This is a genomic window from Methylobacter sp., assembly GCF_004322395.1.
Classification (GTDB): domain Bacteria; phylum Pseudomonadota; class Gammaproteobacteria; order Methylococcales; family Methylomonadaceae; genus Methylobacter_A.
In genome coordinates this window covers 35,596-48,475 of record NZ_SCTW01000009.1, presented here as the reverse complement: position 1 = coordinate 48,475, position 12,880 = coordinate 35,596, and the positions used below count along the sequence as shown (strand labels likewise).

Genomic DNA, 12,880 nt, shown 5'->3' with positions numbered 1-12,880 from the left:
TTACTAACGGTTTTTATTAGCTTTTTATTAACTTGAACACTTTTTGCTCGATAATTTATTTTACTTATATATCAAACACTTAGTGTCTTTGTATGGCAAAAAATTACTAACTTTTCCGTTATGTTTTGATTTTATTTAATACGGGCGTAATCTGTGGATTACTTCACAAAATCAAGGCACGTATTTTTCAAACTTAAACAGGCAACTCTCAAAAAAGCTATACTGAAACAGTGCTTAATACTTACCGGGGCTTGATGAATTTAATCGTCATCCTATCGCTTTCACCGATGGCCAAATATTTCTCTCTGTCTTTATCCTTGAGTCTTAATGCAGGCGGCAGCGTCCAAACACCTTCGGGATAATCCTTGGTATCTTTGCTATTGGCATTGATTTCAGATTTACCTAAAAACTCAAAGCCCGCATTTCTTGCCAGCGCAATCACATAGTCCTCGCTGACATAGCCGGATGCCGCTTTGGTATCCTGCGGTTTTAACGTTGAATTTCTATGTTCCACAACGCCTAAAATACCGCCGGGCTTTAATGCCTTATACATCGCATTAAATACCGCTGCGGCTTGGTCTCCTTTCATCCAGTTATGCACATTGCGAAACGTTAAAACCCGATCAGCCGAACCATCAGGGGCTATTTGCAAAAATTTTGGCGGCTGTAGCACGGTTAACTTAACTTTGCCGTAAACTTTCGGCTGGGTTTTTATCTTTTTAACAAATTCATTCAGGTTCTTTTTGAAATAAGCTTCGTCGGCATCGGCTGAAAAATGCGCAGCATATAGTTTGCCGTGATCTTTGAGATAAGGCGCAAGAATTTCCGTATACCAGCCTTCGCCGGGCCAGACTTCGACGACTGTCATGTTGTTTTTAACATCGAAAAATTCCAGCGTTTGCTGCGGATGCCGGTATTTATCCCGCTGCTTATGCTCTACGGAGCGCTGTTTTCCAACTATTGCTTGATGTAAAGAGTTTGATTTTGCTTCAGTTTGCGGCAATAAAAAATTGCTTACCAACAAAAGTACCCATAAAATATTTTTCATGCCGTTTATTCCAATCAGCTTTTTGTAGAATAGAGTTTCGTGCCTACGACGGAATTCCATTTTATCACCATCCGGCAAACAATCCGCCCCTGCGGCTAAGAACAAAACCAGTACGTCTGATTACGTCCTCTGTCTTTAGCTTCATACAAAGCCTCATCTGCGCGATGCAACACCGCTTCGCCATTACTATCAGCGGCCAATAAGATAGCGGCGCCGATGCTAACTGTAATTTGTACTGGGCCTACTTCATGATCGATAGCGATCTCTGCAACCTGCTGCCGCAAACGTTCAGCCATTTTTAGGGCATCTTTCTTGTCGGCTCCGGCCAACAAAATAGCAAACTCTTCCCCACCCAAGCGCGCCGGAATATCGATAGCTCGCGAGTTATTACGCACGATTTCGGCAAAAGCTTTTAACACGGCATCGCCCATGGCGTGGCCGTAAATGTCATTGACCCGTTTAAAAAAATCCAAATCCAGCATTAACAACACCGCTGAATAATGGAGTAATCGCTCCACTTTCGCTCTTTCCTGTTCCAGCCGTTCCAAAAATACGCGGCGGTTAAATAACCCGGTCAAAGGATCGGTGCTGGCAAGTTCTAGCAATTGCGCTTCCATCTTCTTGCGCTCGGTAATATCTTCTTTAATGCCGATAAAGTGGGTAATGTTGCCTGCGCTGTTTTTTACCGAGGCAATGCTAAGTTCCTCATGATATAAGCTGCCATTTTTGCGCTTGTTAACAAGTTCGCCGCGCCAATGCTGACCGGCTAGAAGATCTGTCCACATGTCCTGATAAAAGACTTTATTCTGGATACCGGATTTGGTTAATTGATTCGGGTTTTTGCCTGCTGATTCTTCCAGGCTATATCCGGTCAATCGGCTAAACGCGGGATTAGCCCAGATAATAATTGCGTCTTTATCGGTAATAACAATACCGTTTGCTGCCGCCTCCAATGCGGCTATCAGTAAGTTGTTACGAGCCTCCATTTCGGTTCGCAGCAGCGCGTAACGAATCACCCGAGCCAAACCGTCATAACCGAAATCGCCCTTGACCATGTAATCCACAGCCCCCGCCTCCAACGCGGTCAGCGCAAAGTCGGTGTCGCCGTGCCCGCTGAGCACCACGATAGGAACATCCATCGCCATGACTCGCGCGCTATGAATGGTTTCCAAACCATCTGAATCGGGTAAGGACAAATCCAGCAGCATTACATCAAAAGACGAGTCCGCCAAACGCCGTTGCGCTTCAATGAGCGACTGAACCCAGACCACCTCAAAATGTCCGCTCTGAGCTTGTCCTAATTTTATTTTTACCAGATGCGCATCGCCGGCTTCATCTTCTACCAGCAACACCCGAATCACTTCGGTCCGATTCATGGCTTGTAACTCTCCGGCAAACGCACCAGGCTAAACCAATAATCGCCAATCTGCTGAACGGCCTTAATAAATTGCGGCATGTCGATAGGCTTGGTGATGTAGCTGGCCGCACCGAGATGATAAGAAGAGACTACGTCTTTTTCAACATCGGAGGTCGTCAATACCACCACAGGAATGCTCTTAAAGCGGTCATCTTCTTTGATGACGGCTAAAAATTCGCAGCCGTTCATGCGCGGCATATTAAGGTCGAGAAAAATCAAATCCGGGCGCGGCGCATCGGCATATTTTTCTGTTCTATTTAAAAAATCCAGCCCCTCGCGTCCGTCAACCACATGGTACAAATGTGCCAGCACCTTGCCTTCTTTTAACGCCGTTTTTACCAAGTATGCATCCGAAGGCTCATCTTCCAACAGCAAAATTTCAACAAAGGGAGGGCTAATAATTTCGCTTATCATAAAATCTCTTGTTTATTGATAACTACTCAGCAGATGCTGACTATTGATAATTGAACACTAATATTATTGTTATTGATTAAACCGGGGTTAAACGGATTTTATTTTCTTTATTATCCTGATTTTTCAACCAAACCTGTGTCGCCTAGAGGCGCCTACTTTTGGCATCTGTGTTCAATTTTTCGGCTACCAAATTTAAGCCGGAACGGCCCAAAGTTAATTCTTAATATCTGTACTACCTAAAGTGGGAAGCTCTTTTATCCTGGCAAATCCAATACAACCGTTGTACCGCCGCCCGGCGTTTCCTGCAATATTACTGAACCGCCGCAGCTTTCAACAATGCGCCGTACAATTGCCAGGCCGATGCCCGTGGAATTTTGATCTTCATGCACCTGCAAACGTTCAAATACTCCAAAAACGCGCTCCCGGTATTCTGCAGGGATGCCGATACCGTTATCAATAACGCGATAAACCGCCCGTCCCGCTTTTAATTCGCCACTAATCCGTATATGGGACGTAAGCTTAGGATGACGGTAACGTAAGGCATTGTCCAGTAAAATACTGAAAATATCTTTCAAGCGGGGACTATCGATGTAAGCGGAACAAATATTATCGTAATCTACCTGTGCACCCGTTTCACGCATTAACGATACCTTATGCTCCAGCAAGTTAGTAATAACGGGCGAAACGGCAATTTTCTCTACGATACTGCGCGGCTGGTCGGCGGCAAGATATAACTGGATATCGCGCACCAGGGTGCTTTGCCGTGTGGCGCTTTGTTCAATAAAATGCAGCGACGCTGTTGCGTCCTCGTTTAACAGCTCTGTTGGCACCTGTGTTCGCAAACGTTGCGCAAAACTCACCAGACGCCGCGCCGGCTCTTGCAAATGATGTGCGGCAATGTGAGTAAACTGCTGCAATTCGGCGTGGGCGCGTGCCAGTTTATTCTCAATTTGCTTTCGCTCCGTGATGTCGAGTGCGGTACCTACAGCATGGACAGGATTGCCCGCGCCGTCCCATTCAATAACCTTGCCCCGGCCTAGCACCCAAACCCAATGGCCGTCTTTGTGGCGCACACGGTGCTCGGACTCGTAGACTGGAGTTTCCCCTTTGAAATGACGGTCGAGTTTTTCTCTTACCTGAGGCATGTCATCCGGAAAAACGCGCGTTTCCCAACTTTCAATACGCGGGGGTAACTCCTCCAACGTATAGCCTTGTATTTCAGCCCACCGGGCATTGAAAATCAGTTCTCCGCTTGGAATGCGCCAGTCCCAAGTGGCCATTTCGGCCCCGGTCAGCACCATCTGAAGGCGCTCCTCACTATCGCGCAAAGCGATTTCTACCGACTTATGCGCACTGATTTCCGCCTCGAGCTGCTTGGTGGAAACTTGAAGGCTTTCCGTCATGGCATTGATAGACAGGGCGAGTTCGGCAAACTCATCAACATCGTCACACTGGATTCTGTATGCCAGATCTCCGTCGGCAACAATTCTTGCGCCATCGTGCAGCGGTACCAAGCGCTTGCGAATCAACCTGTCCAACTGTACCGACGTCAAAACGGTGGCAAGAGCCAGAATAATTGCAAACAAGCCGACAATGATGGTCAGGTAGCGGTAAGCCTGCTCGACTCGCCGTGTGCTTGCATTCTGTAAAGCAGACGCAATATCGCGGATTGTAGCGGCCTTCAGCAGCAGTTGGCTGGCAAGCCTTTTGTCGAGCTCTTCATAAACGTAGCGGTTATTGCCCGCTGCTCTCAATGCTTCGGTATTGCTGACGATGCGGTGGAAAATAACCGCACTGTCTTCAATATTCCTATGCAGTCGTTCCAGGGCTTGCAGGTTTTCTTCACCATGAAATTGGGTATTGGCTTGACGCAACAAACTGTCGGCTGTTTCTTTATTTTCGTTCCACTGCACCCGCGCGCGGTCTTCGCGATACAGGAAATACTGATCCCTGAATGAGGTGCGTTCGAAAGCATTATCCCGAATCGTGCCGGAAAGAACGTAGTCGCTTTTGGCATTTTTGAATTCGATCAACGACCAGACAAGTACCGGCGCCAAAACGACAAAAGCGGCTATCGTAACTGCTGAAATAACCCTTAGCCGGGTAGTGATGCGCATTCGTCTACCGGTTCATCCTGATCGCTTCGGGTTTGACCGCCTTGAGGCTGTCAATATCGATGAAGCTCAGGTAGTCGGGCATGACCGTTTGATCGGTCAGCTTGTTCTTCATCGCCCATCTTGTTTCATCCTCCAGCGTGATCAGGAGTGTCTGGTCAAGCACAACGCGGTAATTAAAGTCATTCCAGACTTCATGAATGAGATCTTTGTCTATTTTGGTTGCTAAAGACATGATGGACTGCGCTTCATCCGGATTCTTGGTAACGAAATCCTCCGCCTTGATCAGGGCACGTAGAAAGCGTTTGACTGCATCAGGATTGTTCCGGACAAAATCTTGTCTCGAGGCGATATTGAATGTTTCGGTATAGATTTCCTTGTCGTAAAAGACCGTTCCATCCGCTCCAAGCATTCGGCTGATCTGAGTCAATGGATAGTTCCAGGTGGAAACAGCATCGACCTTTTTTGCCATGACAGCATCCTGCATTTCCTCCGGTTTCAGCGGGACAGGCTCGATTTCCTGCCGAATCAAACCGTTTGCCGTCAACAGCGAATCCAGGAAGAAGTCCGACGTGGTGCCGGGCGTAAAGCCTATGCGCTTCCCTTTCAAGTCGCCGGGCGAGGCGATGCCGGCGTCCTTTCTTGCAACAATTGCGTTATTCATGGAACTTGCTTCGATGTTGGCGATCACGAAAATCTTTTCGCCCTTGAGCACATTGAACATGACGGGAGTTTCCGCGACTGTCGCAAAGTCAGCCTTGTTCTCGATAACCGATTGCAGCGCCGCCTTGCCATAGGTATGCATCAGCGGCTGGATATCGAAGCCCTCCTCGGCAAAGTATCCTTTCGACACTGCAATGTGAACCAAGGTGCTTTGTGGTTGGTAGGTGTAAGCAACGGTGATTTTCTGTAATGGTTCTGCGCTTCGTTGCTCTTTGTTATCGGACGATGACTTTTGGCAACCCGCGAGCGTTGCGATGAACATCAAGGCCATAAGGGCTTTCCAAACGAAGCGCTTTTGTTGTGTGAACAGTGCGCGCCGTTTCCAATCGAAAAAAAACATAGGGTACCTTCCAATTTTAAGTAAGCTCAAGCGCTTAGGTTTAGAGAAGAAACTCGTGTAATAGGACATTCATACAGAGTTTCTATTCGGCATTTACAATACTCGCCATGGGCAATTCAAACCAAAACACACAACCCTGCCCTTCGCCTGCTGATTCTACGCCAATGGCGCCCCCATGATGTTCGACAATTTTTCGGCACAATGCCAAGCCGACGCCGGTGCCGCCAAAACGGCTGCGCGCCTGCAAACGCGAAAACACCTTAAACAGTCGATCCATTTGACTCGGTTCAATACCGATACCTTGATCGCGCACTTCTACTCGTAATAATGAGGCAGAGGCTATTCCGTGAACATGAACCTGCGGCGCTTGATTTTCTTCGTGATATTTAAGCGCGTTGCCTATCAGGTTTTGCAGCAGGCGCGTTAATTCATCACGACTGGCAATCAATTCGGGCCAAGCGCCGGTTACTTTAATTTCGCCGCCGCAAACGCTGAGTTCGGGGCTCAAAAAAGCCAGCGCTTCATCTAAAGAAGCCTTGCTGCTAATCCGAGTTTTGGTTTCAGTTTTACGTCCTACCCGAGAATAATCCAGCAACGATAAAATCATCGTATCCATGCGTTTAGCGCCATCAATAGCAAAATCGAGAAACTGTTGCTTTTCTTCATCCAGTGAGCCGGTCAAGGCGTTTTCAATCAACGATAAATAACTGCTCACCATGCGCAACGGCTGGCGCATATCGTGGGACACCGCATAGGCGAATTGCTCCAACTCGGCATTAGAACGTTTCAGCTCGGCTTCGGCTTGTTTATATTCGGTGATGTCTTCGACCATCGCCACAACATAATCAAGTTCACCATTAGTCTTACGGATACTGCGCACTACCAATTTAGTGGGAATGATTTTGCCGGTGCGGCTGACAAAGCGTTTTTCTAAGGCGTAACCATTAATTTCATTAGCCAGCAACTTATTAAATTGCTCAATATCGGCGGCTAAATCGTCGGGATGCGTCAGTTCCGCCCAAGTCATTTGGCGCAAGCTTTGTTCCGAATATTCCAGCATTCTGCACAGGCAATCATTAATTCGAATCCAGCCCTTTTCGGGTGAAGTAATCGTCAACCCCACCAGATCCAATTCATAAAATGCCTGTAGCTGCTCTTCGCTATGACGCTTTGCCAGTTCTGCCTGTTTGCGTTCTGTAATGTCATACAGCACCACTAAATGCTCATCCTTAAAGGAATCGGCAATTATCGCGGCACTCGCCAACACGGTTTTAACCACGCCATCTTTACTACGAATATTAAGTTCCATAGGCCGAAATGGCTGGTGTTCCCGCTCGGCGTTTTCAAGCGCCGCTTGCCAAGTCTCGGCCACCCAATGCCGGTAGTCCGGATCGGGATAAGCTTTCGGCCACCAGTCGGCCAGGGTGGGAATGTCATCTACAGTGTAACCGAAGGTTTGCACAAACGCCTGATTCAGGAAAGTAATGTTCAACTGTTCGTCATTCAACGCCATCGGCACCGGAGATACTTCAATAATCGAACGGAATTTGGCCTCGCTGGCTTTTAGCTCATCTTCCATTAGTTTGCGCTCGGTGATGTCCCTCGCTGCGGCGAACACGCCAAGTACGTCGCCATTTTCGTCGCGGTATACGCTTGCGTTATAAAGCACCTCAGTGACATTGCCTGACGTATGACGAATGGCCAGCGGGTAATCGTTCACAAAACCTTGCGAGAACACTTGCAAATATCCATCGCGGGCTTTGTCGGGATTGGTAAAATAGTCAGCAAAATCGCTGCCGATCAGGTTGTTTCGGTTCACGCCGGTTACCTGTTCCGTGGCGCTGTTGACATCGGTGATCTTACCGGTGGCGCTGATTGTCACCAAGGGATCCAGACTCGCCTCAATCAAACTGCGGGAATATTGATAAGCGGCTTGAGTTAATTCTTGCGCTTTTTTGCGCTCGGTGATGTTTTCATGGCTGACTACAACTCCGCTACGTGAGCCCCGCAATGGCGACACATTCATGTAGAACCAGCGTTGCTGAGCGGGCGAGTGGCAAGGATACTCCAAATGGAATGACTCCTGCTCACCCGCCAGCACCGCCGCAATACCGGCCCGAGCAGCGTTTGCCTCATCGCCATAAGGCCGGTTGACGGCATTTTTACAGGTATCCAGGTAATTAATACCCAACATATCCTGCCCGGATTCCAATAAGCCGTTTTCTGCGGCAAATCGCCGCCATGCGTTGTTAACGGCAACGATAATACCCTGCGCATCCAGCACGGCAATATTCGAAGTCAGCGAGTTAAGGATGCTGAGATTAAAGGCATCGCTGTCGCGCAGCTTTTCCTCCATCTGCTTACGCTCGCTTATATCGCTCACGAAACCATGCCAAAGCACCGAGCCGTCTTGTTCGCGTTGCGGCAAAGCGTTACCGAATAACCAGCGTTCCGTGCCATCGGCAAATCTAAGTCGGTATTCATTGCGCCAAGGAGTTAAATCATGCGCTGAAGTTTGAATGGAAGCCAAGTGTTGCTCTAAGTCATCAGGGTGGACATCGGCAAACACCTTTGCGGCATCATCGCGTACTTCTTCGGGATCAAAGCGGTAAATGTCGTGCAGTACGTCACTGGCGTAGGGAAGACAGCAACTGCCGTCGGCACGCAAGCGAAATTGAAATACCACTCCGGGCAGTTGGGCGGCTATTTTCTGTAGCTTATCCAAAGCGTCCCGTTGCGCCGCCTCTGCCTGTTTGCGCTCGGAAATATCGCGGACATAGGCGTTAAAAAGATATCTGTCATTTTGTTCCAGAGCGCTGACAGTCAGCTCGATTGGAAATTCCGAGCCATCTTTGCGCACACCGGTAGTTTCCACGCGTGTGCCGATAATGTGCGACACACCCGTGGACATAAATCGCAATAAGCCTTGGCGATGTTTTTCCCGATAATCAAGAGGAACGATTAACTCTGCTATTTGGCGCCCTAATGCTTGCTCGGCGGAATAACCGAATATATGCTCGGCTTGGTTATTCCAGCCGACTACATTACCGTTATGATCTATGCTGACAATTCCATCCAGCGCTGAGTCCAATAGCAGTTGGGTGCGCGCGATATTTTCCTGTAATTCAACATTGGCAATATGTAATGCTTCCTCTGCTGTTTTTCTTTGTTGCATCTCCGCTTGTAATTGCGCCGCACTGGGTACAGACAAAGCGCGGGGGATAACCCGTAGCATCAACGCGGCGGTGGCGGCCGAAATAATCGCCGTAAGGCCTTTAAACAAGGCGTCCAGCCAATATAAAGGTATCCAGAGCGTGATCGCCGATAATAAATGCGTGGTGCCGCAAGCCATAATGAATACGGCAAACATGGCAACCAGTCCAGGGTAGGGTAAGTCTTTGCGCCGCCGGATAAAATAGACCAGCATCAGTGGAATGGAATAATAGAAGAGCGTGATCAGCAGATCCGAGATCACGTTTAACCAAAGTAATACCGGGCTCCACGACAGGCAATAGCCATGGGGAATCAGGTTTTTAACACCGAAAAGATCAATCAGTGATTGCATGTGTCAGAAGTAGGGTGAGATATGGACTTTTTTAGGATAGCTTACAGCGGCTAATTTCCCGTTTGCGACTATAAAAACGGGATATATTGAGTCGATATCTTACCGGCCTGTCTGTCTATAATTCCAGATTTGCAGCAAACTTAAGGTTGCCAGCATTAAAAAGGCCAGCAATGTCCATGCAGGCATACTGAAACCCAGCATGGTCCAGTCCACTTTCGCGCAATCGCCGGTACCGCTGAGCATTAACTTGACTGTTTCAAACAATGGAAAGTTTTGCAGCACATAGTCCAGGCCGGGTCCGCATTCGGGCACTTTATCAGCAGGTAAGTGCTGTATCCAGATATGCCGGGTGGAAATCGCCGCGCCGCACAACGCCGTTACCGCGCCTGAAATAGCATACGCTGTCACGCCTTTCTGCCCCGGATTGTGGATGGCGGCGCTTAAAAAAACCAAGCCGGTCAGCAAAATCGCAATACGCTGGGAAATACATAACGGGCAAGGATCCAGCCCTTGAACAAATTGGAAATAAGCGCCCATCGACAACAAAAAAACACAGCCGAGAAAACCTAGAAAAAACCAGATTCTGGAATTAAACTTTAACAATTTCAACATGACCAACTACCTTTTAAAAAGTTTATTGTATGAGCGATGGAACACGGATGACGCGGATTTGGCGGATTTACACGGATTTTTGCCGGTGGAATCCGGTGTCGGAAGCTACGGCTGCATGAATGCAGGAGCAGTTGCCGAGAGCTTCGCTATCCGGGGCCTCAAACAGGGGTGCCGGAACCGGCGCAATCGCCTTTATGTTTTATCAGTGTAAATCCGCCAAATCCGCGTCATCCGTGTTCTATTTTTTTATTGACAAGCCCTGTACATCCCATCCAATACCAATGAATTCGGGCTGACCATGCCGATAATTTTGTTATTTTCAATGACCGGCGCCCTAACCAGATTATAGTTGGCAAATAAACGCGAACAATAGCGGATGTCCATATCGGGATGGACTGAAATCACCGGTTTATTCATGACCTCATAAACATTGACCCGATCCGGTGCACGGTCTTTGGCCAACACATGGCGGGCAATGTCGCCGGAATTAATCAAGCCGTATTCGTCATCGTCATGACGTTTATTGACGACCAGTACCGATGTTTTAAGCGATTTCATCTTTTTCAGGGCATCTTCTACGGTAGCAATGCCGTCGATAGTGGCGAAGTCGGCTTTCATCACATCTCTGACACGAATTATAATGCGTGGCGGAATCATATTTTATCCTCAAGTTCGTGGGTTAATAATTCAACCTGATGCATGACGCCGACAGCGTCTTCGACATCGATTTGAATGGCAATGCCGGTACCGGGCTTGCTGTCGAATTGCGCCGCCTTGGCGATGGCTTCCAGAATGTGCCGGCTAAGATGCTCTTCGACCAGCAATAGCAGCACATCGCGCTGAGTTTCCAGGGTCAGGCCGAAAAAAGTTTTCGATTGTTTCGTACCTTCGCCGCGCGCATTATTGACCACGGTTGCGCCTTTAGCGCCGTTTTCTCGTGCCGTATCAAGCACCAAGTCAGTCTTATCATCTTCGACAAATACGATAATTAATTTGAAATGCATGGTGTTCCTCAGGGTTTGGGTGAAAGACTGCCTTTGCTACGCCATTGTGCAATTTGCGCGTAACCCAAGACAGCGATGATCGGGAATAAACAGGCAAAGGCGATCAAGCCGAAGCCATCCAATAACGGGTTGCGACCGGGAACGGTGGAGGCCAGCCCCAAACCCAATGCAGTAACCAGCGGCACGGTAACCATCGATGTCGTGACCGCGCCCGAATCGTAGGCCAGACCGATAATCAGCTTGGGGGCGAACCGGGTCTGTATCATAACGAGGATATAACCGCCGATAATATATAAATAGAGTTCCGAACCCGTAACGATCCGAAAAGTACCGAGGGCGAGTCCCAAACCCACACCGATGGCTACAGAAATTCTTAATCCCCATGCGCGAATCGTGCCGCCTGAAATTTGTTCGGCTCTAAGGGCGACAGCAAGCAGGGCAGGCTCAGCCAACGCCGTGCTAAATCCAATGCTGGCCGCAAAAATATAGACCCAAAAATAGGATTGCCAAGAGACAGTCTGGTCAAGCGGATTAACGCCCAAAAATTCAGGCGTGGTCAACTGCGACGCCATCAAATTTCCCAGCGGAAACAAAGCCAGATCCAGTCCTTCCAGAAAGAACACAATACCCAGCAAGACATAAAAAAAGCCGATGATGATTTTTCCGGGATAAGCCAAAGGTTTGCGGATCACCAGTAGTTGAAAACCGATAATAGTCGCGGCAATAGGTAAAATATCGCGGCAGGTCTCCACCAGCTTCAGCGCAAAACGAATCAGCCAGTCGATCATATAGCCATCCCGTAAGCCATCAAAAAAATCGTCGGCATTAATGACGCAAAGACCACAAGACCAAAACCATCGGTCATCGGGTTGCGGCCTTTGATTGATGTCGCCAAACCAACCCCCAGGGCAGTCACCAACGGAACGGTAATGCTGGACGTAGCGATGCCGCCGGCATCATAGGCGATGCCAATGATCTCGACAGGCGCGAAAGGCGTCATAATGGCAATACATACATAACCGAAGAAAACCGGGTAATGTACCGGCCAGCCCCGGATAACTCTCAACACACCAATCAAAATAGCCAGACCGATAGACAACGCGACGGTAATGCGCAACCCCAGAGCATAACTGGCCTTTGCGGCATCGGTTTGTTCTATAAGATTACCGTTAGCGGCGATGTTTGCGGCTTTTTCTGCAACCGCGATCAGCGCCGGTTCAGCGATTGCAGCGCCAAACCCCAGGCAGAAGGCAAATGCCAGCAGCCAGAACAAGCTGCCTTTGCGGGCAAACGCATAAGCCATTGATTCGCCAATCGGGAACAGGCTTTGTTCAAGCCCTTGGACAAACAGGGTTAGACCGAGAATAACAAACAGAATACCGGCAATTAAACTGCCGACATCGGGAATAGGTTGCCGAATAATCAAAACCTGGAATACCAAAACAACCGCAAGAATAGGCGCCAAATCCAGAAAACTGCCGAACAGTTGTTTGATAAAAGGGTTGTTAAACATTCAAGCTCATTGTCCGGGTTTAATAATGGTGATAATTATCGCTGTAAATCCCGCAGGGCAACAGAATTAATAGCTCGGCAGTTATAAAAATAGCACAAGGATAGCTAACGGATTTGACTAAATTAAAAGA

The 12,880-nt window shown here is 48.3% G+C and carries 12 protein-coding genes; 1 reads left to right on the top strand and 11 read right to left on the bottom strand.

Annotated features, from left to right (window positions below; translation table 11 throughout):
- Positions 1 to 241: 241 nt before the first annotated feature.
- From EPO18_RS01570 to EPO18_RS01540, 7 genes are all read right to left on the bottom strand, one after another.
- Positions 242 to 1,048, bottom strand: coding sequence for a class I SAM-dependent methyltransferase (locus tag EPO18_RS01570; protein WP_292429570.1), 807 nt, complete (start codon positions 1,046 to 1,048; stop codon positions 242 to 244).
- Positions 1,049 to 1,143: 95 nt separating this feature from the next.
- Complete coding sequence (locus tag EPO18_RS01565) at positions 1,144 to 2,424, bottom strand: sensor domain-containing diguanylate cyclase (protein WP_292429568.1); 1,281 nt, start codon at positions 2,422 to 2,424, stop codon at positions 1,144 to 1,146.
- On the bottom strand, positions 2,421 to 2,879 hold the full coding sequence (locus EPO18_RS01560) for a response regulator (RefSeq protein ID WP_292429566.1): 459 nt from the start codon (positions 2,877 to 2,879) through the stop codon (positions 2,421 to 2,423). Before EPO18_RS01560 ends, EPO18_RS01565 begins: the two co-directional genes overlap by 4 nt.
- Positions 2,880 to 3,133: 254 nt before the next feature.
- Complete coding sequence (locus EPO18_RS01555; RefSeq protein ID WP_292429563.1) at positions 3,134 to 4,996, bottom strand: PAS domain-containing protein; 1,863 nt, start codon at positions 4,994 to 4,996, stop codon at positions 3,134 to 3,136.
- A gap of 4 nt (positions 4,997 to 5,000) precedes the next feature.
- A complete protein-coding gene (locus EPO18_RS01550) occupies positions 5,001 to 6,056 on the bottom strand; it encodes an ABC transporter substrate-binding protein (protein ID WP_292429560.1) in 1,056 nt (351 codons plus the stop codon).
- An 82-nt stretch (positions 6,057 to 6,138) separates the two neighbouring features.
- Positions 6,139 to 9,621, bottom strand: a complete 3,483-nt coding sequence (locus tag EPO18_RS01545) for a PAS domain S-box protein (protein ID WP_292429557.1) — start codon at positions 9,619 to 9,621, stop codon at positions 6,139 to 6,141.
- Between the two features lie 99 nt (positions 9,622 to 9,720).
- Positions 9,721 to 10,233 carry a disulfide bond formation protein B gene (locus EPO18_RS01540; RefSeq protein WP_472850869.1) on the bottom strand — a complete coding sequence of 171 codons (513 nt, stop codon included), beginning with the start codon at positions 10,231 to 10,233 and terminating at the stop codon, positions 9,721 to 9,723.
- On the opposite strand from EPO18_RS01540, the gene EPO18_RS01535 reads away from it, so the two are divergent.
- Positions 10,232 to 10,444, top strand: a complete 213-nt coding sequence (locus EPO18_RS01535; protein WP_292429555.1) for a hypothetical protein — start codon at positions 10,232 to 10,234, stop codon at positions 10,442 to 10,444. The two genes, EPO18_RS01540 and EPO18_RS01535, sit on opposite strands and share 2 nt — an antisense overlap.
- A 35-nt stretch (positions 10,445 to 10,479) precedes the next feature.
- Here the strand turns inward: EPO18_RS01535 and EPO18_RS01530 are convergent, their stop codons facing one another.
- From EPO18_RS01530 to EPO18_RS01515, 4 genes are read right to left on the bottom strand one after another with little or no spacing between them, the layout of a single operon-like run.
- Entirely contained in the window at positions 10,480 to 10,890 is a 411-nt protein-coding gene (locus EPO18_RS01530; protein ID WP_292429553.1) for a CBS domain-containing protein, read from the bottom strand.
- Positions 10,887 to 11,237 (bottom strand): P-II family nitrogen regulator, encoded by a 351-nt coding sequence (locus tag EPO18_RS01525; protein ID WP_292429550.1) that lies wholly within the window; start codon positions 11,235 to 11,237, stop codon positions 10,887 to 10,889. The genes EPO18_RS01530 and EPO18_RS01525 overlap by 4 nt, the downstream gene beginning before the upstream one ends.
- 8 nt (positions 11,238 to 11,245) lie before the next feature.
- Entirely contained in the window at positions 11,246 to 12,025 is a 780-nt protein-coding gene (locus tag EPO18_RS01520) for a DUF1538 domain-containing protein (protein ID WP_292429548.1), read from the bottom strand.
- Positions 12,022 to 12,750 carry a DUF1538 domain-containing protein gene (locus tag EPO18_RS01515; RefSeq protein WP_292429546.1) on the bottom strand — a complete coding sequence of 243 codons (729 nt, stop codon included), beginning with the start codon at positions 12,748 to 12,750 and terminating at the stop codon, positions 12,022 to 12,024. The genes EPO18_RS01520 and EPO18_RS01515 overlap by 4 nt, the downstream gene beginning before the upstream one ends.
- Between the last annotated feature and the right edge of the window lie 130 nt (positions 12,751 to 12,880).

Coding starts and splice junctions, on each gene's coding strand:
- EPO18_RS01570 (WP_292429570.1), bottom strand. CDS start 1,048: ATGAAAAATATTTTATGGGTACTTTTGTTGGTAAGCAATTTTTTATTG.
- EPO18_RS01565 (WP_292429568.1), bottom strand. CDS start 2,424: ATGAATCGGACCGAAGTGATTCGGGTGTTGCTGGTAGAAGATGAAGCC.
- EPO18_RS01560 (WP_292429566.1), bottom strand. CDS start 2,879: ATGATAAGCGAAATTATTAGCCCTCCCTTTGTTGAAATTTTGCTGTTG.
- EPO18_RS01555 (WP_292429563.1), bottom strand. CDS start 4,996: ATGCGCATCACTACCCGGCTAAGGGTTATTTCAGCAGTTACGATAGCC.
- EPO18_RS01550 (WP_292429560.1), bottom strand. CDS start 6,056: ATGTTTTTTTTCGATTGGAAACGGCGCGCACTGTTCACACAACAAAAG.
- EPO18_RS01545 (WP_292429557.1), bottom strand. CDS start 9,621: ATGCAATCACTGATTGATCTTTTCGGTGTTAAAAACCTGATTCCCCAT.
- EPO18_RS01535 (WP_292429555.1), top strand. CDS start 10,232: ATGACCAACTACCTTTTAAAAAGTTTATTGTATGAGCGATGGAACACG.
- EPO18_RS01540 (WP_472850869.1), bottom strand. CDS start 10,233: ATGTTGAAATTGTTAAAGTTTAATTCCAGAATCTGGTTTTTTCTAGGT.
- EPO18_RS01530 (WP_292429553.1), bottom strand. CDS start 10,890: ATGATTCCGCCACGCATTATAATTCGTGTCAGAGATGTGATGAAAGCC.
- EPO18_RS01525 (WP_292429550.1), bottom strand. CDS start 11,237: ATGCATTTCAAATTAATTATCGTATTTGTCGAAGATGATAAGACTGAC.
- EPO18_RS01520 (WP_292429548.1), bottom strand. CDS start 12,025: ATGATCGACTGGCTGATTCGTTTTGCGCTGAAGCTGGTGGAGACCTGC.
- EPO18_RS01515 (WP_292429546.1), bottom strand. CDS start 12,750: ATGTTTAACAACCCTTTTATCAAACAACTGTTCGGCAGTTTTCTGGAT.